This window comes from Halomonas campaniensis (genome assembly GCF_014193375.1).
In the GTDB taxonomy this organism is placed as follows: domain Bacteria; phylum Pseudomonadota; class Gammaproteobacteria; order Pseudomonadales; family Halomonadaceae; genus Halomonas; species Halomonas campaniensis.
Genome location: NZ_JACHZF010000025.1, coordinates 12,158 through 27,824, shown reverse-complemented (window position 1 = coordinate 27,824; position 15,667 = coordinate 12,158). Strand labels below are relative to the sequence as shown.

The window sequence follows — 15,667 nt, the reverse complement described above, 5'->3', positions numbered from 1 at the left end:
GACCACGTGAACAAGGTGACCCCATGGCACTGATCAGCATGCGCCAGATGCTGGACCACGCCGCCGAGCGCGGCTACGGCATCCCGGCCTTCAACGTCAACAACCTCGAGCAGATGCGCGCCATCATGGAAGCCGCCGACGCCACCGACTCCCCGGTGATCGTCCAGGCCTCCGCCGGCGCCCGCAAGTACGCCGGGGCCCCCTTCCTGCGCCACCTGATCCTGGCCGCGGTGGAGGAGTTCCCGCATATCCCGGTGGTGATGCACCAGGACCACGGCACCAGCCCCGCGGTGTGCCAGCGCTCCATCCAGCTCGGCTTCTCCTCGGTGATGATGGACGGCTCGCTGGGCGAGGACGGCAAGACCCCGATGGACTACGCCTACAACGTCGACGTCACCCGTCGCACCGTGGAGATGGCCCATGCCTGCGGCGTCTCCGTGGAGGGCGAGCTGGGCTGCCTGGGCAGCCTGGAGACCGGCATGGCCGGCGAGGAGGACGGCATCGGCGCCGAGGGCAAGCTGGACATTGAGCAGCTGCTCACCGATCCCGAGGAGGCCGCCGAGTTCGTCAAGGCCACCCAGGTCGACGCCCTGGCCATCGCCATCGGCACCAGCCACGGCGCCTACAAGTTCACCAAGCCGCCCACCGGCGACACCCTCTCCATCCAGCGCATCAAGGAGATCCACGCCCGCATCCCCGACACCCACCTGGTGATGCACGGCTCCTCCTCGGTGCCCCAGGAGTGGCTCGAGGTGATCAACCGCTACGGCGGCGAGATCCCCGAGACCTACGGCGTGCCGGTGGAGGAGATCGTCGAGGGCATCCGCCACGGCGTGCGCAAGGTCAACATCGACACCGACCTGCGCCTGGCCTCCACCGGGGCGGTGCGCCGCTTCCTGGCCGAGCACCCCAGCGAGTTCGACCCGCGCAAGTTCCTCAAGGAGACCGTCTCGGCCATGCGCGACGTCTGCATCGCCCGCTACGAGGCGTTCGGCACCGCCGGCAACGCCAGCCGCATCAAGCCGATCAGCCTCGAGGCCATGGTCGGTCGCTACGAGAGCGGCGAGCTCGCCCCCAAGGTGAAGTGAGACGCTGACGGTCAGGCAGGCGACAGAAGGGGGCGGCCGGTGAGAGCCAGCCACCTCACCAACGACACCGCCCCCGGCGCATGGCCGGGGGCGGCAGGGAGGAAGCGGCTTCCTCCGATGGGAGCCTCGAGGCGATTACCAGCTGGAATCCCCTTCCTCCTCGTCGGGGGTCTCCCACTCTTCCTCTTCGTTCTCCTCTTCCTCGTCGAACTCGTACTCCTCTTCCTCGTTCTCGTACTCGGTGCCGTCATAGGCCGTGCCGGTCTCGGCGTTGCCCTGGCTGCTGCCACCGGTGGCATCCGGGGCGGTCTCCTCGTGGGGCGTCGGCTCTTCCGGCTCCTCGTCGTGCATGTCGCCGAAGGCCAGCGGGCTGGCGGCCAGGCCGAAGGTAATACCGAAGATACCGAGTTTCTTGAGGAATTCCTTGGACATCATGTTCGCACCTCCAATGGAGTCTGAACGTGAATTTCCTGATGAAGCCGAGGGCTTCGTGTGTCATGTCGAGAGGCCGGTAAGGCGTCTCGCCGACATGTCCTGCTCACCTCGACTGGTGCAGGCAGCGGGCCAGGCTGCCAACAGAAAAATAAAAACGCTTTAAAATCAATTAAATGAAATGGTATTGCACCAGGCCATCCTGGCCGGGAACACCCCCGCGACGTGGTGAAATCTGGCACATGGGGCCGGCCGGCACAGTGGCCCCGCGGCCAGCGGCAGGGGGTGGGCCGCCCAGGGACTGCCGGCCGAAGATTGAAAACACTGTTCACAAAGTGGCCGGAGTAGGCTTTAATAAGGGACATGATGCACTCTGGCCACACCCGTGAGGTCTGGTGATGCCACGCCCTCTCTGCCTGCTCTTTGACTGTGACGGCACCCTGGTCGACAGCGAGCCGCTGCTCGCCGACGAGATGTCCACCGCCCTGACGGCGGTGGGGCTGCCGTTCCAGCCCAGCGACTACATGGGCGAGTTCCGCGGCGCCCGCTTCCGTCGCATCGTGGCAGAGCTGGAGCGCCGGCACGGCAGCGTCGACCCCGAGCGCCTCGAGCCGCTGGAGGCGACGATGCGCAGCAACCTCAATCACCGCCTGGCCAGCGAGCTCCGCCCCATCGCCGGTGCCACCGAGGCGCTGGCGCTGCTCCAGGACTACCCCATGGGCGTCGTCTCCAACGGCCCCGAGAACAAGATCCGCACCTCCCTGGCCGCCACCGGCCTCGAGGCGGTGTTCGGCGACCACCTGTTCAGCGCCTATGTCGCCAACTGCTGGAAGCCCGACCCCTGCCTCTACCTTCACGCCGCCCGCGAGATGGGCTTTGCCCCGGCGCAGTGCCTGGTCATCGAGGATTCCGTGGTAGGCGTGCGTGCCGCCCTGGCCGCGGGCATGACGGTGATCCACCTCAACCGCTTCCCCGACGTGGAGGAGACCCCGGAGGGCGCCATCATGATCACCAGCATGTTCCAGCTGCCCACGGTGGTCGCCCGGCTCGTCAACGACCCGCCCTCCCGCGTGGCCACGGCCCGCTGAGCCCGCACCCGGCGACGATGCAGCCGGGCGCCGCGGGCGCTATCATCCCGCCACTGCCTTCATTCATCCGCAGGGGGGAGCCCGTCATGGCCTCACTTCAGGATCAGCTTCGCGGCCTGGTCTACTCCACCGAGCACGGGGAGACCTGCCCCGACTGCCGCCAACCGGTGGCCGACTGCCGCTGTGACGAACAGGCCGAGCAGGCCCGGCTGGCCGAACTCGACGGCATCGTGCGCCTCCGCCGGGAGACCAGCGGCCGCAAGGGCAAGGGGGTGACCACCGTCTCGGGCATCCCGCTGCCGGCGGCCGAGCTCAAGGCCCTCGCCAAGGCGCTGAAGAAGCGCTGCGGCACCGGCGGCGCCGTGAAGGAGGGCGTCATCGAGATCCAGGGCGACCATCGCGATACGCTCAAGGCCGAGCTGGAGGCGCGTGGCTATACCGTCAAGCTGGCCGGTGGCTGAGCCTCGAGGCCGGCCAGCAGGGCGTCCAGCGCCAGCTCGACCGGCGCCTCCAGCTTCACGGCATAGAGGTCGTCGGCCCGGGTGCGCCCGAGGTTGAGGCAGGCGATCGGCTTGCCGTCGCGGGCGGCGGCCCGGGCAAAGCGGAAGCCGGAGAAGACCATCAGCGAGGAGCCGACCACCAGCAGCGCCTCGCTCTCGGCCAGCAGGTCGAAGGCGCGCTCGACGGTATCGCGAGGCACGCTGTCGCCGAAGAACACCACGTCGGGCTTCCAGATGCCGTCGCCGCAGCGCGTGCAGCCGGGCACCTCGAAGCTCGAGAAGTCGGTCTCCAGGTCGGCATCGCCGTCCGGGGCGGCCCGCGCGCCGGTGGTCGACCACCGAGGGTTCCGATCGGCGAGCTCGGCGTGCAGGTCGTGACGCATGCGCCGGGCCCCGCAGCCCATGCAGCGCACCCGGTCGGCCCGGCCGTGGAGGTCGATCACCCGGCGCGAACCCGCCCGCTGGTGCAGGCCATCGACGTTCTGGGTGATCACCCCACGGATCCGGCCCAGCGCCTCGAGCCGTGCCAGGGCACGATGGGCCGCATTGGGACGTGCCTCGCCCAGGGTGCGGAAGCCCACCAGGGCCCGCGCCCAGTAGCGCTGGCGGGCCGCATGGCTGCCCATGAACTGCTGGTGCTGCATGGGCGGCGAGCGCTTCCAGCCGCCGCTGCGGTCACGGTAGTCGGGAATGCCGCTGGCGGTGCTGATCCCCGCCCCGGTCAGCACCACGAGCCCGGAATGCCGTTCGAGGAAGGCCCGCAGGTCGTCGAGCGCCTGCCGGTCGACGAGCCCGTTCTGATTCGTTCGCATGTCCACTCGCACCTCGCCTTCTCCGCGCCTCGAACCGAAAGAGCATGGCCCCCGACGGTCGAGGTTGTCTAGAATGGGCCAACGACTCCCCTGACCCTCCCCACTGAATGGGCAAGGAATCCCGATGGCCTGGCTGGAATACCTGCTTCCCCTGATCTTCCTGTTTCCGCTCTCGGCCATGGCGGTGATCGTGATGGCACTGCGCAACCTGCACGATGCCCGGGTGCGCTCGCCGTTCGATGCCCACCAGCTCCGCGAGCCCGGTCAGGCCCTGCGCGACCGCCTCGACCGCGCCTTTGCCGGCCTCTTCCTCAACGGCGCCCTGGGGCCCATCGTGACCCTGGCGCCGCTGGTCTACGGCATGGGGCGGATGCTCTTCGCCACCGAGCAGAACTGGTTCGAGTGGGCCCTCTACGGGGCACTCAGCACGCTGCTGGTGCTGCTCTACTGCTTCCTGCTGATCCGCGACTTCCAGCGGATCCGCCGCCTGAAGCTGGGACTGGCCTGCGAGCTGGCGGTGGGCCAGGAGCTGGCGCGACTGATCCGCCCCGAGGCCCACCCCTACTACGTCTTCCACGACGTGCCGGGCAACGGCACCCGCATCGACCACGTGGTGGTCACCCCCTGCGGGGTCTTCGTGGTAGAGACCCGCGCCCGCACCCGTCCGTTCACGCCCTCCGGCCAGGAGATCAACCTGGTCAACGTGGAGCGCGAGCGGCTGCGCTTCCCCGGCTGGAGCGAGCGCCAGCCGCTGGAGAGGACCCGCGAGCTGACCCGCTGGATGGCCGACTGGCTGGCCCAGCAGACCGGCCGCGAGGTCCCGGTGATGGGCGTGCTGACGCTGCCCGGCTGGAACGTGGAGGCCAGCGAGGCCCCCGATGACCTGCTGGTGGTCAGCGGCGAGAACCTCTCCCTGACCCTCGCCGAGCTTTGCCCCGGCGAGTTCGACCCGGCGGCCCACGACGCGGCGATCGCCGCGCTGCGCGAGCGTGCCGCCCGGGTGGAGCAGCTGAACGCCGCGACGGACTGACCTCCATAGGCCCACACGCCCGGGGCCGGGCGGCGGCCCGCTGCCGGCCTCAGTCGCCCCGCAGCCGGCCGCCCATCTCCTGAGCCAGGTCCACGGCGTAGTGGTCGGTCATGCCCCCGATGAAGTCCAGCATGCGCCGGTAGCTGTCGTAGAGGCTCCAGGAGGGGCGCGGGGTGTTCTCGCCGATCAGCGCCAGCACCCGCTGATGCTTGAAGGTCGAGCGGCCGGTGTGGTGGAGCTCGTGGGCCGCGCCGATGAAAGCCTCCAGCAGGATGCCCAGGGTCGTGTAGGCACCGATCTCCAGCTTGGCCTTGCGCTCGTTCTGGAAGATGCGCTCCCGGGCCAGCTGCTTGGCCGCCTTGACCCCCCAGCCCAGGTCCGGGTGGCAGAGCTCCAGCAGGTCCTCCTTGAGGCGCCCGCCCAGCAGCTCCGCCTCGTGCTGCACGAACACCGCCCCCACGTCGTTCACCGCCCGCTCCATGGCCGCCCCGCGCAGCGCGGCGATGCGCCGCCGCTGGGAGACCCCGTGACGCTGCATGGCCGCATAGTCCGCCGGCTCGCCGCCGGCGATCTGGATCAGCACGTCGGCGACCTCCTCGTAGCGCAGGATGCCCATCTCCAGGCCATCCTCGAGGTCGAGCAGCGCATAGCAGATGTCGTCGGCGGCCTCCACCAGCCAGGCCAGCGGGTGGCGACACCAGCGCCCCTCGCCCCGGGGCAGCAGGCCCAGCCGCTCGGCCACCTCGACGAGCAGGTGGCGTTCGCTCTGGTAGCAGCCGAACTTGCCGGCCGCCCCGCCGTGCTCCACGGTCCAGGGGTACTTGAGCAGGGTGCCCAGGGTCGCCGTGGTCAGGCGCATCCCGCCGCGGAACTGGTTGTACTCCACCTGGGTGACAATGCGAAAGCCCTGGGCGTTGCCCTCGTAGGTGAGCAGGTCCTCGCGTTCGGGCGCCGAGAGCCCGTCGAGCAGGCCGCTGCCGTCGGACTCGGCCCGGGCGAACCAGTCGCGGATGGCATACTCGCCGGCGTGGCCGAAGGGCGGGTTGCCGATGTCGTGGCCCAGGCACGCCGCCTGGACGATCACCCCCAGGTCGGCCGGGGTGATCCAGCCGGGCAGGCGGCCACTGAGCCGCTCGCCGACGATCATGCCCAGCGAGCGGCCCACGCAGCCTACCTCCAGGGAGTGAGTGAGGCGGGTGTGGATATGGTCGTTGTCGGTCAGCGGGTGGACCTGGGTCTTGCGCCCCAGGCGGCGGAAGGAGCCGGCGAAGACGATCCGGTCGTGGTCCTTGTGGAAGGGGCTGCGACCGATCTCGTCGCGGCCGCCGCCGGGGCGCTCGTCGCGCCGGTCATGCAGGCGGCTCGGGTCCAGCAGCCGCTGCCAGCTCATCTGCGTCATGGGCGTCTCTCCTTGAGAGACCCCATTCTGGCAGCCCCGGCCATCGCCGCCCAGCCCTGGCGCAGGGCGTTGGCCCAGCCCTCGGTTGCCATGACACCAAATCCGGACTAAATTCAGTCCACATGCCCGTGCGAAACCAGACGCCATGAAGTACTCAGAGAACATCAAGCCGATCAGCTATCTGAAGGCCCATGCCGCCGAGATTTCCCGCTCGCTCAACGAGCTGCGCGAGCCCATGGTGATCACCCAGAACGGTGAGGCCAGGATGGTCGTGCAGGACATCCGCAGCTATGAGCAGACCCAGGAGACACTGGCACTGCTCAAGATCCTGGCGCTGGGCAGCCAGGAGGTCGAGCAGGGCAAGACCCTGGATGCCGCAGAGGGCTTCCATCGGCTGCGCCGCGGGGATCGCTAGTCGTGGCGCTGCGGGTCGAGCTCACGGCCTCGGCCTTCGAGGACCTTCGCGAGCTCCACGGCTTCATCGCTGAAGACTCGCCCCCTGCGGCCGAGCAGCTGCTCGCCGCCATCGAAGCGCGCATCATGTCGCTGGGGCAGCACCCCGAGCGCGGCAGCCATGCCCGCGAGCTGCTGGAACTGGGCATCCGGGAGTATCGCCAGGTCATCGAGCCGCCGGTACGCATCCTCTACCGCCAGCATGACGAGCGCCTCATCGTCTACCTGATCGCCCACAGCCGCCGCGACATGCAGCGGCTGCTGGCGCGGCGACTGCTCGGCTAGCTTCTCCTCATGACCGCTTGGCGCTTGACGCTTGGCCTACTCCCCGTCCGCGAGCGCCGGGAGCAGGGTCTTCAGCTTCCGGGTGAGCGTATTGCGCCCCCAGCCCAGCAACTCGGCGGCCTCGCCCTTGCGCCCGCCGGTGTGGCGCAGGGCGGTCTCGATCAGGATGCGTTCGCAGACGCTGGAGAGCGGGACGGCCTCCTCATTCCCCGTCCGCGAGCGCCGGGAGCAGGGTCTTCAGCTTCCGGGTGAGCGTATTGCGGCCCCAGCCCAGCAACTCGGCGGCCTCGCCCTTGCGTCCGCCGGTGTGGCGCAGGGCGGTCTCGATCAGGATGCGTTCGCAGACTCTGGAGAGCGGGACGGCCTCCTCATTCCCCGTCCGCGAGCGCCGGGAGCAGGGTCTTCAGCTTCCGGGTGAGCGTATTGCGCCCCCAGCCCAGCAGTTCCGCGGCTTCGCCCTTGCGCCCGCCGGTATGGCGCAGGGCGGTCTCGATCAGGATGCGCTCGAAGTCCGGCACCGCCTCCTCCAGCAGGTGGGTATGCCCCGCCGCCAGGGCCCGGTCGGCCCAGTCGCGGAAGGCCGTCCGCCAGTCGCCGCTGGGGGCGGTGCCACCGTCGCAGTCGCGCAGCTCCGGCGGCAGGTCCTCCACCAGGACCTCGCGTCCCGAGGCCATTACCGTCAGCCAGCGGCAGGTGTTCTCCAGCTGGCGCACGTTGCCCGGCCAGGGCAGGCGGGTCAGGTGGGTCTCGGCTTCGGGGGTGAGCACCTTGACGTCGGTGGAGAGCTCCTTGGCGGCCTCGGCCAGGAAGTGGCGAGCCAGCCGCGGGATGTCCTCGCGCCGCTCGGCCAGCTTCGGCAGGTGCACGCGAATCACGTTGAGGCGGTGGAAGAGGTCCTCCCGGAAGCGCCCGTCGTCCACCAGGGTCTCGAGGTTCTGGTGGGTGGCGGCGATGATCCGTACGTCCACCTTCACCGGCGTGTGCCCCCCCACCCGATAGAACTCGCCGTCGGCCAGCACGCGCAGCAGGCGGGTCTGGGTCTCGGCAGGCATGTCGCCGATCTCGTCCAGGAACAGGGTGCCGCCGTTGGCCTGCTCGAAGCGCCCCTGCCGCTGGGCGGTGGCGCCGGTGAAGGCGCCCTTCTCGTGGCCGAACAGCTCGGACTCGATCAGGTCCCGGGGGATCGCCGCCATGTTCAGGGCGATGAACGGGTGGCCTGCCCGCGGGCTGTGCTGGTGCAGGGCCCGGGCCACCCGCTCCTTGCCGGTCCCCGACTCGCCGTTGATCAGCACGGTGATGTGCGAGTGCGACAGCCGGCCGATGGCGCGGAACACCTCCTGCATGGCCGGCGCCTCGCCGATGATCTCGGCGTCGAGCCCCTCGGGCACGCTCACCGGGCGCTTGCGCTCGCGGGCGTGGGCCACGGCGCGGCGCACCAGCGACAGGGCCTCGTCCACGTCGAAGGGCTTGGGCAGGTACTCGAAGGCGCCGCCCTGGTAGGAGGCCACCGCGCTGTCCAGGTCGGAGTGGGCGGTCATCACGATGACCGGCAGGTCCGGGTGGGCCTCCCGCACCCGGGCCATCAGGTCCAGGCCGTCGATACCCGGCATGCGGATATCGGTGACCAGCACCTCGGGCGGGTCATCCAGCAGGCGCTGCAGGGCGGTATCGGCGCGCTCGATGCACTCCACCTCGAGGTCGGGCTGGGCCAGGGCGCGCTCCAGCACCCAGCGAATGGCGCGGTCGTCGTCGACGATCACCACGCGTGCGGCGTCAGTCATGGCGCTTCTCCAGCGGAATCAGCAGTCGGAATTCGGTTTGGCCCGGCACGGACTCGCATTCGATGAGGCCCTGGTGCTGGTGCAGGATCGCCTGGGCGATGGAGAGGCCGAGGCCACTACCGTCGGCGCGGCCGGAGACCATGGGATAGAAGAGGGTCTCCTGCAGCGCCGCGGGAATGCCCGGGCCGTTGTCGATGATGCCCACCTCGCAGACCAGCCGGTGGCGCTCGGCGCCCAGGGTGAACTGGCGCCGCGCCCGGGTGCGCAGCACCAGCCGCGGCTCGGCCGTGCCCGCCTCGGTCATCGCCTCCACGGCGTTGCGCGCCACGTTGAGCACCGCCTGGATCATCTGCGCCTCGTCGCCGGCGAGGTCGGGCAGGCTGGGGTCGTAGTCGCGCTCGATCCGCACCCGGGGATGCTCCACGATCAGCAGCGAGCGTACCCGCTCCAGCACCTTGTGGATGTTCAGCGGCTCGTGGCGGGTCACCCGGTTGGGGCCGAGCATGGAGTCCACCAGGTCGCGCAGGCGGTCCACCTCCTCGACGATGATCCGGGTGAACTCCTTGAGCCCCGGGTCGTCCAGGTCCCGCTCGAGCAGCTGGGCCGCGCCGCGGATGCCCCCCAGGGGGTTCTTCACCTCGTGGGCCAGCCCGCGGGTCAGCACCTTGATGGTCTCCTGGCGGGTCATCAGCGCCTCCTCCCGGGAGATGCGCATCAGGCGATCGCGGGGCTCGATCTCCAGCAGCAGCTCGTCCGCCGAGAGCGGGGTGACCGTGTAGTCCACGGTCAGCGTCTCGCCGCCCTGCATCACCAGGCGCGCCTCGCGCTGGGTGAAGGGGTGGAACTCGTCCCGTGCCTTGCCGAGCACCTCGCCGAGGCCATCCTCGTGCTCCATCAACGAGACCAGCCCCAGCCCCTTCACGCGGGTCAGGCTGACCGCCAGCAGCGCCTCGGCGGAGGGGTTCATCCACCTCAGCCGCAGCTCGCCGTCCAGCAGCAGTACGGCCGTGGTCAGGTGCTCCATCAAGCGTTGGTACATCGATCGGGCCATGTCGTATCCACTATTGCCATGGGTACTGCAAGAAGCGCGCCACTCCAGGAAAGCGCGATATCAGCGCATTGTCGCTCTCCGACCGGGCACCGACATGCACCAAACTAGTGCATGCTGGCCACGCATGCACCATCGGGCGCACCACACAGGGGATTGCCAGCCCGGGCAGACCCGCCGCCGCGTACGGGAGGGATCAGGACGAGGCGTCGTCTCCGCGCAGGGCACGCCGACGCAGTTCCGGCTCGTCGCCGGGGATCCGCCCGGGTGCGGGGGCGACACGCTGCCCGGGCGTCGCCGGCTCCTCGGCTGGCGGGGCCGGCGGTCGGGGCGGTGAGGGGTGGTAATAGGGGGGCCGGTCACGAGGCGGCTCGTGACAGGGCCTGGGGCTGCCGTCCGGGCACCACGGCCAGGGTGCCCAGCGAGGGGGCAACTAATCGGCGCCGGTGGGGCGGTTCACGTTGGCGCGCTGCACATAGATGGTGACCGGCGAGCTGCGGTGACGCACCTCGCCGCCGGCATCGAGCAGTTCGGCCTGCAGCACGTGCTCGCCGGGGTTCATGTTGGCCACCATGAAGGCCGTGGTATGCATCGCCGACTGGCTCACCCGGCCGTCGACCAGCAGGCGGACGCGGTGATCCTCGCGCAGCTCGGGCTCGATGCCCAGCTCCACCGGCACGTTGCCGGCGGCTCCCACCGGGAAGGCCTGTTCATGGGACGGGGAGAGGATCCGGAAGCTGTCATAGGGCATGAAGGGCTGGCCCGGCCCGGCGCCGACCGCGGCCGCCCCGCTGCCCTCGACCCGAGGCGCGGCCTCGCCGCGGCGTACCTCGCCGGTGGAGGGCACCACGGTCAGCGGGGCGAGCTCCACCTGCTCGCCGCCTCGCTCCGGGTTGTCGGTGAAGATCACGTTGCCCTGGGCATCGGTGGTGCGGTAGATGGTCTGCGCCTGGGCCACCAGGCTCACCGAGAGCCCCAGCGCCAGTGCGGCAAGTGCCTTGTTCATGCGGATTCCCCTGCGTCGCGGCCGGCCCGATGGCACGGCCTGTCATTTGGCATCCCGAACCTGTCCCTTGGATAGTGTACATAACAAAGGGGTTCCGCCATGGCGGAACCCCTTCTGCGTTCAACGAGCCGATGCCGTTGACGTGCCGCTCCCGCCCCGGGGAGCGGCGCGCGTCCTCAGCAGCTGTAGTACATGTCGAACTCGATCGGATGGGTGGTCATGCGGATGCGCTCCACGTCCTCCATCTTCAGCTCGATGTAGGCATCGATCATGTCGTCGGTGAACACGCCACCCTCGGTCAGGAAGGCACGGTCCTGGTCCAGCGCCTCAAGGGCCTGGTCGAGGCTGTGGGCCACGGTCGGCACGGCCTTGCCCTCTTCCGGCGGCAGGTCGTAGAGGTTCTTGTCCATAGCGTCGCCGGGGTGGATCTTGTTCTTGATGCCGTCGATGCCGGCCATCAGCATCGCCGCGAAGCACAGGTAGGGGTTGGCGGTCGGGTCCGGGAAGCGGAGCTCGACGCGCTTGCCCTTGGGGCTGGCGGTGTAGGGGATGCGGATGGAGGCGGAGCGGTTGCGGGCCGAGTAGGCCAGCATCACCGGGGCCTCGAAGCCCGGCACCAGACGCTTGTAGGAGTTGGTGGAGGCGTTGGCGAAGGCGTTCAGGGCACGGGCGTGCTTGATGATGCCACCGATGTAGTAGAGCGCCATCTCGGAGAGGCCCGCATACTCGTCACCGGCGAACTGGTTGACGCCCTCCTTCCAGAAGGACTGGTGCACGTGCATGCCGCTGCCGTTGTCGCCGACCAGCGGCTTGGGCATGAAGGTGGCGGTCTTGCCGTAGGCGTGGGCCACGTTGTGGATCACGTACTTGAGTTCCTGGACCTCGTCGGCCTTCTTGACCAGGGTGTTGAACTTGACGCCGATCTCGTTCTGGCCGGCGTTGGCCACCTCGTGGTGGTGCACCTCGACGGTCTGGCCGATGGCCTCCAGGGTGTTGCACATGGCGCCGCGGATGTCGTGGAAGCTGTCCACCGGGGGCACCGGGAAGTAGCCGCCCTTCACTCGCGGACGGTGGGCCAGGTTGCCGCCCTCGACCTGACGATCGGTGGACCAGGCGCCCTCCTCGGAGGTGATCTTGTACATGGAGCCCTCGATGTCGGACTTCCAGTGCACCTCGTCGAAGATGAAGAACTCGGGCTCCGGGCCGAAGAAGGCGGTGTCGCCCAGGCCGGTGGACTGCAGGTAGGCCTCGGCGCGCTTGGCGATGGAGCGCGGGTCACGCTCATAGCCCTGCATGGTGGCCGGCTCGATGATGTCGCAGCGCAGCACCAGGGTGGCGTCCTCGGTGAAGGGGTCGAGGTAGGCGGTGCCATCCTCGGGGCGCAGGATCATGTCCGACTCGTTGATGCCCTTCCAGCCGGAGATGGAGGAGCCGTCGAACATCTGGCCGTTCTCGAAAAATTCCTCGTCGACGTCACGGGCGGGAATGGTGACGTGCTGCTCCTTGCCGCGGGTATCGGTGAAGCGCAGGTCGACCCACTTGACGTCATGTTCTTCAATCAGGGCGAGAGTCTTGGCAGACATGGTGTCCTCCACGTTGAGCTTGGCTCGGGGTAAATGTCGGGATCCTGGAATCCGCTGGCGCCGGGCACCCCAGCACCATGTTTAGCACGCCGCAGGCCCGCTGCCCACGACCGCCAGGCCGAAGCCTGGCACTGTCCAAAACAATGCAGGGGGCGTGCCAACTCTGCACCCCGGAGTGGCAGAAAGCAGCTAATGAATTGATCCCGAAGGCCTTTGACCCTGCCCTCGACGCACCATCCTGAACCGGCGGACCGTCCGGTTACCGCTCCCCTCCCGACGAGCGGCGCGTATTGCACACTCATGGTGCATGAATTGCCCTCGTTGCACCGCCAGGAGGCAAGGTGGCGGACCGGACCCACGGGATCGGCGTCTGATGCCCGGCTCCATGCGCCGGCACGGCCACTATCGTGCCGGGCAGCCCGGAAAATTCACCCGCCGGCGCTTTGAAACTTTTCTACACTCAGAGCTACAATTCATTACACCCGACACCCCGGCAGCGAGCCCCAGCCCGCGCCACCGGAATAATCGACTCGGCGGCACGTTCTCACGGAGCTCGCATGACCTCCTTCACCGGCTGCATCCTCATCGACGCCCGCAGCGCGGGCGCCCGGCTCCCCAGGCAGCTCGCTGCCCTGGCGGACGGCGACGATGGCGCGCAGCTCCGCTTCAACCTCGTGCTGGCCGACGACACCGGCGACCCGCGACTACCCGCCATCGCCAGGCGCTATGGCGCCCTGCGAGTGCCCTGCCCGGCCGGCCCCCTCGGCGCACGCCTCAATGCCGCCGTGCTGCACTGCTCCGGCGTGGTGCTGCTGATCCCCGTGGCGAAGCGCCCACCCCCGCGCGACATCCTGATCGGCCTGGCCAGCGGGATCATCGCCCGGACCCACGATGCCGCCCTGCTGCCGGCCGGCAGCAGCGGGCGCCTCGCCGGCCTGCTGGCGCGCCTGCGGCGCAGCCCCAGCTGCGACGCCCTGTGCCTGTCACGGGAGTGGTTCGAGCGCATCGGCGGCTTCGACCCCGAGCTGGAGGCCGACGCCCTGCCGGAACTGGTCGAGCGGCTGCGAGCCTGCGGCGCCCGGGTGGCGTCCACCGCCCGCTGAGCACGGCCGCCAAAGCATTGAAAAGGCGTGAAACGGACGAGCCGGCGGCAATCTTCCTGCGACAACGCTGGTAGGGGCCATGGCCCAGCCTCTATAATGCGTCCCCGATTTTTCCCAGCAGGATCCCGTCGTGATCGAGAATCTTCGCAACATCGCCATCATCGCTCACGTCGACCACGGCAAGACCACCCTGGTCGACAAACTCCTCAGCCAGTCCGGCACCCTGGACCGCAAGGCCGAGGGGCAGGAGCGCATCATGGACTCCAACGACCAGGAGAAGGAACGCGGCATCACCATCCTGGCCAAGAACACGGCGATCCGCTGGCAGGATAGCGCCGGCAAGGACTACCACATCAACATCGTGGACACCCCCGGACACGCCGACTTCGGCGGCGAGGTCGAGCGCGTGATGTCCATGGTCGACTCGGTGCTGCTGCTGGTGGACGCGGTGGACGGCCCCATGCCGCAGACCCGCTTCGTCACCCAGAAGGCCTTCGACCAGGGCCTCAAGCCCATCGTGGTGGTCAACAAGATCGACCGCCCCGGCGCGCGCCCCGACTGGGTCATCGACCAGATCTTCGACCTGTTCGACAACCTCGGCGCCAGCGACGAGCAGCTCGACTTCCCGATCATCTACTGCTCGGCCCTCAACGGCATCGCCGGCATGGACCCCGAGGAGCTGGCCGAGGACATGACCCCCATGTTCCAGGCCATCGTCGACATCGTCGAGCCGCCCAAGGTCGAGCTCGACGGCCCCTTCCAGATGCAGATCTCGGCGCTGGACTACTCCAGCTACGTGGGGGTCATCGGCCTGGGCCGCATCAAGCGCGGCGCGGTGAAGCCCAACCAGCAGGTGGTGGTGATCGGCACCGACGGCAAGACCCGCAAGGGCAAGGTCGGCCAGGTCATGACCCACATGGGCCTGGAGCGCGTGCAGACCGACGAGGCCACCGCCGGCGACATCGTCTGCATCACCGGCATCGACGCCCTGGCGATCTCCGATACCCTGTGCGACCCGGCCACCGTCGAGGCGCTGCCGCCGCTCTCCGTCGACCAGCCCACCGTCTCCATGACCTTCCAGGTCAACGACTCGCCGATGGCCGGCCGCGACGGCAAGTTCGTCACCAGCCGCAACATCAAGGATCGCCTGGACCAGGAGCTGATCCACAACGTGGCGCTGCGCGTCGAGCAGGGCGAGTCCCCGGAGAAGTTCATCGTCTCCGGCCGTGGCGAGCTGCACCTCTCGGTGCTGATCGAGACCATGCGTCGCGAGGGCTTCGAGCTGGCCGTGGGCCGCCCCGAGGTGATCATCCGCGAGATCGACGGCGTCAAGCAGGAGCCGTACGAGGAGGTGATCATCGACTGCGAGGAGCAGCACCAGGGCGCCATCATGGAGGAGCTCGGCTACCGCAAGGGCGAGCTCTCCAACATGAACCCCGACGGCAAGGGCCGGGTGCGCCTGGACTTCATGATCCCCGCCCGCGGCCTGATCGGCTTCCGCGGCCAGTTCATGACCCTGACCTCCGGCACCGGCATCCTGACCAGCCGCTTCGACCACTACGGCCCGCTCAAGCCCGATGCCGCCATCGAGCGCCGCAACGGCGTGATGGTCTCCATGGTCGACGGCAAGGCGCTGGCCTACGCGCTCTACGCCCTGCAGGACCGCGGCAAGCTGATCATCGACCACGGCACCGAGGTCTACGAGGGCATGCTGGTGGGCATCCACAGCCGCGCCAACGACCTGGTGGTCAACCCCACCAAGGGCAAGAAGCTCGACAACATGCGCGCCTCGGGCAACGACGAGAACATCGTGCTGACCCCGCCGGTGAAGTTCACCCTGGAGCAGGCCATCGAGTTCCTCGATGACGACGAGCTGGTCGAGATCACCCCGAACCACATCCGCCTGCGCAAGAAGTTCCTCAAGGAAAACGAGCGCAAGCGCGCCAGCAAGAAGTAAGGCGCCGGCCTCGGCCGCCACGACGCCCGCCCGGGACTCCCCCGCGGCGGGCGTCGTCGTGATGGCCCCCGGGATCTTCTATGCTGGTAGCCTGGCAGCCTT

At 68.9% G+C, this 15,667-nt stretch carries 16 protein-coding genes and 1 pseudogene; 8 read left to right on the top strand and 9 right to left on the bottom strand.

Annotated features, from left to right (window positions below; genetic code table 11):
• Window positions 1-23: 23 nt before the first annotated feature.
• Complete coding sequence (gene fba / locus BDK63_RS15230) at window positions 24-1,088, top strand: class II fructose-bisphosphate aldolase (protein ID WP_183333477.1); 1,065 nt, start codon at window positions 24-26, stop codon at window positions 1,086-1,088.
• A 135-nt stretch (window positions 1,089-1,223) separates the two neighbouring features.
• Here the strand turns inward: fba and BDK63_RS15225 are convergent, their stop codons facing one another.
• Window positions 1,224-1,523, bottom strand: a complete 300-nt coding sequence (locus tag BDK63_RS15225) for a hypothetical protein (protein WP_183333475.1) — start codon at window positions 1,521-1,523, stop codon at window positions 1,224-1,226.
• Between the two features lie 395 nt (window positions 1,524-1,918).
• On the opposite strand from BDK63_RS15225, the gene BDK63_RS15220 reads away from it, so the two are divergent.
• Both BDK63_RS15220 and BDK63_RS15215 read left to right on the top strand, forming a co-directional pair.
• Window positions 1,919-2,608 carry an HAD family hydrolase gene (locus tag BDK63_RS15220; RefSeq protein WP_183333473.1) on the top strand — a complete coding sequence of 230 codons (690 nt, stop codon included), beginning with the start codon at window positions 1,919-1,921 and terminating at the stop codon, window positions 2,606-2,608.
• An 86-nt stretch (window positions 2,609-2,694) separates the two neighbouring features.
• A complete protein-coding gene (locus BDK63_RS15215) occupies window positions 2,695-3,069 on the top strand; it encodes a translation initiation factor Sui1 (RefSeq protein WP_183333471.1) in 375 nt (124 codons plus the stop codon).
• On the opposite strand, the gene BDK63_RS15210 is transcribed toward BDK63_RS15215, so the two are convergent.
• Window positions 3,042-3,920 (bottom strand): NAD-dependent protein deacetylase, encoded by an 879-nt coding sequence (locus BDK63_RS15210; protein ID WP_183333469.1) that lies wholly within the window; start codon window positions 3,918-3,920, stop codon window positions 3,042-3,044. The genes BDK63_RS15215 and BDK63_RS15210 overlap by 28 nt on opposite strands.
• A gap of 124 nt (window positions 3,921-4,044) precedes the next feature.
• Here BDK63_RS15210 and BDK63_RS15205 point away from each other — a divergent pair, with 124 nt between their 5' ends.
• Window positions 4,045-4,950 (top strand): nuclease-related domain-containing protein, encoded by a 906-nt coding sequence (locus BDK63_RS15205; protein ID WP_183333467.1) that lies wholly within the window; start codon window positions 4,045-4,047, stop codon window positions 4,948-4,950.
• A 49-nt stretch (window positions 4,951-4,999) separates the two neighbouring features.
• On the opposite strand, the gene BDK63_RS15200 is transcribed toward BDK63_RS15205, so the two are convergent.
• Window positions 5,000-6,349: a deoxyguanosinetriphosphate triphosphohydrolase gene (locus BDK63_RS15200; protein ID WP_183333465.1), complete on the bottom strand. Its 1,350-nt coding sequence runs from the start codon at window positions 6,347-6,349 to the stop codon at window positions 5,000-5,002.
• Between the two features lie 145 nt (window positions 6,350-6,494).
• Here BDK63_RS15200 and BDK63_RS15195 point away from each other — a divergent pair, with 145 nt between their 5' ends.
• Complete coding sequence (locus BDK63_RS15195) at window positions 6,495-6,764, top strand: type II toxin-antitoxin system Phd/YefM family antitoxin (RefSeq protein ID WP_183333463.1); 270 nt, start codon at window positions 6,495-6,497, stop codon at window positions 6,762-6,764.
• Window positions 6,765-6,766: 2 nt separating this feature from the next.
• Window positions 6,767-7,087, top strand: coding sequence for a type II toxin-antitoxin system RelE/ParE family toxin (locus tag BDK63_RS15190; RefSeq protein ID WP_183333461.1), 321 nt, complete (start codon window positions 6,767-6,769; stop codon window positions 7,085-7,087).
• 36 nt (window positions 7,088-7,123) lie between these two features.
• Here the strand turns inward: BDK63_RS15190 and BDK63_RS15185 are convergent, their stop codons facing one another.
• From BDK63_RS15185 to glnA, 6 genes and pseudogenes are all read right to left on the bottom strand, one after another.
• Complete coding sequence (locus BDK63_RS15185) at window positions 7,124-7,249, bottom strand: helix-turn-helix domain-containing protein (protein WP_425485962.1); 126 nt, start codon at window positions 7,247-7,249, stop codon at window positions 7,124-7,126.
• A 40-nt stretch (window positions 7,250-7,289) separates the two neighbouring features.
• Window positions 7,290-7,454: pseudogene (locus BDK63_RS15180) on the bottom strand (helix-turn-helix domain-containing protein); the annotation flags it as partial.
• 1 nt (window position 7,455) lies between these two features.
• On the bottom strand, window positions 7,456-8,868 hold the full coding sequence (gene glnG, locus BDK63_RS15175; protein ID WP_183333459.1) for a nitrogen regulation protein NR(I): 1,413 nt from the start codon (window positions 8,866-8,868) through the stop codon (window positions 7,456-7,458).
• Entirely contained in the window at window positions 8,861-9,907 is a 1,047-nt protein-coding gene (glnL, locus tag BDK63_RS15170; RefSeq protein ID WP_183333507.1) for a nitrogen regulation protein NR(II), read from the bottom strand. Before glnL ends, glnG begins: the two co-directional genes overlap by 8 nt.
• 442 nt (window positions 9,908-10,349) lie before the next feature.
• Entirely contained in the window at window positions 10,350-10,922 is a 573-nt protein-coding gene (locus BDK63_RS15165) for a DUF4124 domain-containing protein (RefSeq protein ID WP_183333457.1), read from the bottom strand.
• A gap of 176 nt (window positions 10,923-11,098) precedes the next feature.
• On the bottom strand, window positions 11,099-12,505 hold the full coding sequence (gene glnA, locus BDK63_RS15160) for a glutamate--ammonia ligase (protein ID WP_183333455.1): 1,407 nt from the start codon (window positions 12,503-12,505) through the stop codon (window positions 11,099-11,101).
• 557 nt (window positions 12,506-13,062) lie between these two features.
• Between glnA and BDK63_RS15155 the strand changes: the two genes are divergently transcribed.
• Complete coding sequence (locus tag BDK63_RS15155) at window positions 13,063-13,608, top strand: glycosyltransferase family protein (RefSeq protein ID WP_183333453.1); 546 nt, start codon at window positions 13,063-13,065, stop codon at window positions 13,606-13,608.
• Window positions 13,609-13,738: 130 nt separating this feature from the next.
• Window positions 13,739-15,565 (top strand): translational GTPase TypA, encoded by a 1,827-nt coding sequence (gene typA, locus BDK63_RS15150; RefSeq protein WP_183333451.1) that lies wholly within the window; start codon window positions 13,739-13,741, stop codon window positions 15,563-15,565.
• The last annotated feature ends 102 nt before the right edge of the window (window positions 15,566-15,667 follow it).

What these genes read in the sequence shown, in the direction of transcription:
- fba (WP_183333477.1), top strand. Translation starts at nt 24, where the DNA reads ATGGCACTGATCAGCATGCGCCAGATGCTGGACCACGCCGCCGAGCGC.
- BDK63_RS15225 (WP_183333475.1), bottom strand. Translation starts at nt 1,523, where the DNA reads ATGATGTCCAAGGAATTCCTCAAGAAACTCGGTATCTTCGGTATTACC.
- BDK63_RS15220 (WP_183333473.1), top strand. Translation starts at nt 1,919, where the DNA reads ATGCCACGCCCTCTCTGCCTGCTCTTTGACTGTGACGGCACCCTGGTC.
- BDK63_RS15215 (WP_183333471.1), top strand. Translation starts at nt 2,695, where the DNA reads ATGGCCTCACTTCAGGATCAGCTTCGCGGCCTGGTCTACTCCACCGAG.
- BDK63_RS15210 (WP_183333469.1), bottom strand. Translation starts at nt 3,920, where the DNA reads ATGCGAACGAATCAGAACGGGCTCGTCGACCGGCAGGCGCTCGACGAC.
- BDK63_RS15205 (WP_183333467.1), top strand. Translation starts at nt 4,045, where the DNA reads ATGGCCTGGCTGGAATACCTGCTTCCCCTGATCTTCCTGTTTCCGCTC.
- BDK63_RS15200 (WP_183333465.1), bottom strand. Translation starts at nt 6,349, where the DNA reads ATGACGCAGATGAGCTGGCAGCGGCTGCTGGACCCGAGCCGCCTGCAT.
- BDK63_RS15195 (WP_183333463.1), top strand. Translation starts at nt 6,495, where the DNA reads ATGAAGTACTCAGAGAACATCAAGCCGATCAGCTATCTGAAGGCCCAT.
- glnG (WP_183333459.1), bottom strand. Translation starts at nt 8,868, where the DNA reads ATGACTGACGCCGCACGCGTGGTGATCGTCGACGACGACCGCGCCATT.
- glnL (WP_183333507.1), bottom strand. Translation starts at nt 9,907, where the DNA reads ATGTACCAACGCTTGATGGAGCACCTGACCACGGCCGTACTGCTGCTG.
- BDK63_RS15165 (WP_183333457.1), bottom strand. Translation starts at nt 10,922, where the DNA reads ATGAACAAGGCACTTGCCGCACTGGCGCTGGGGCTCTCGGTGAGCCTG.
- glnA (WP_183333455.1), bottom strand. Translation starts at nt 12,505, where the DNA reads ATGTCTGCCAAGACTCTCGCCCTGATTGAAGAACATGACGTCAAGTGG.
- BDK63_RS15155 (WP_183333453.1), top strand. Translation starts at nt 13,063, where the DNA reads ATGACCTCCTTCACCGGCTGCATCCTCATCGACGCCCGCAGCGCGGGC.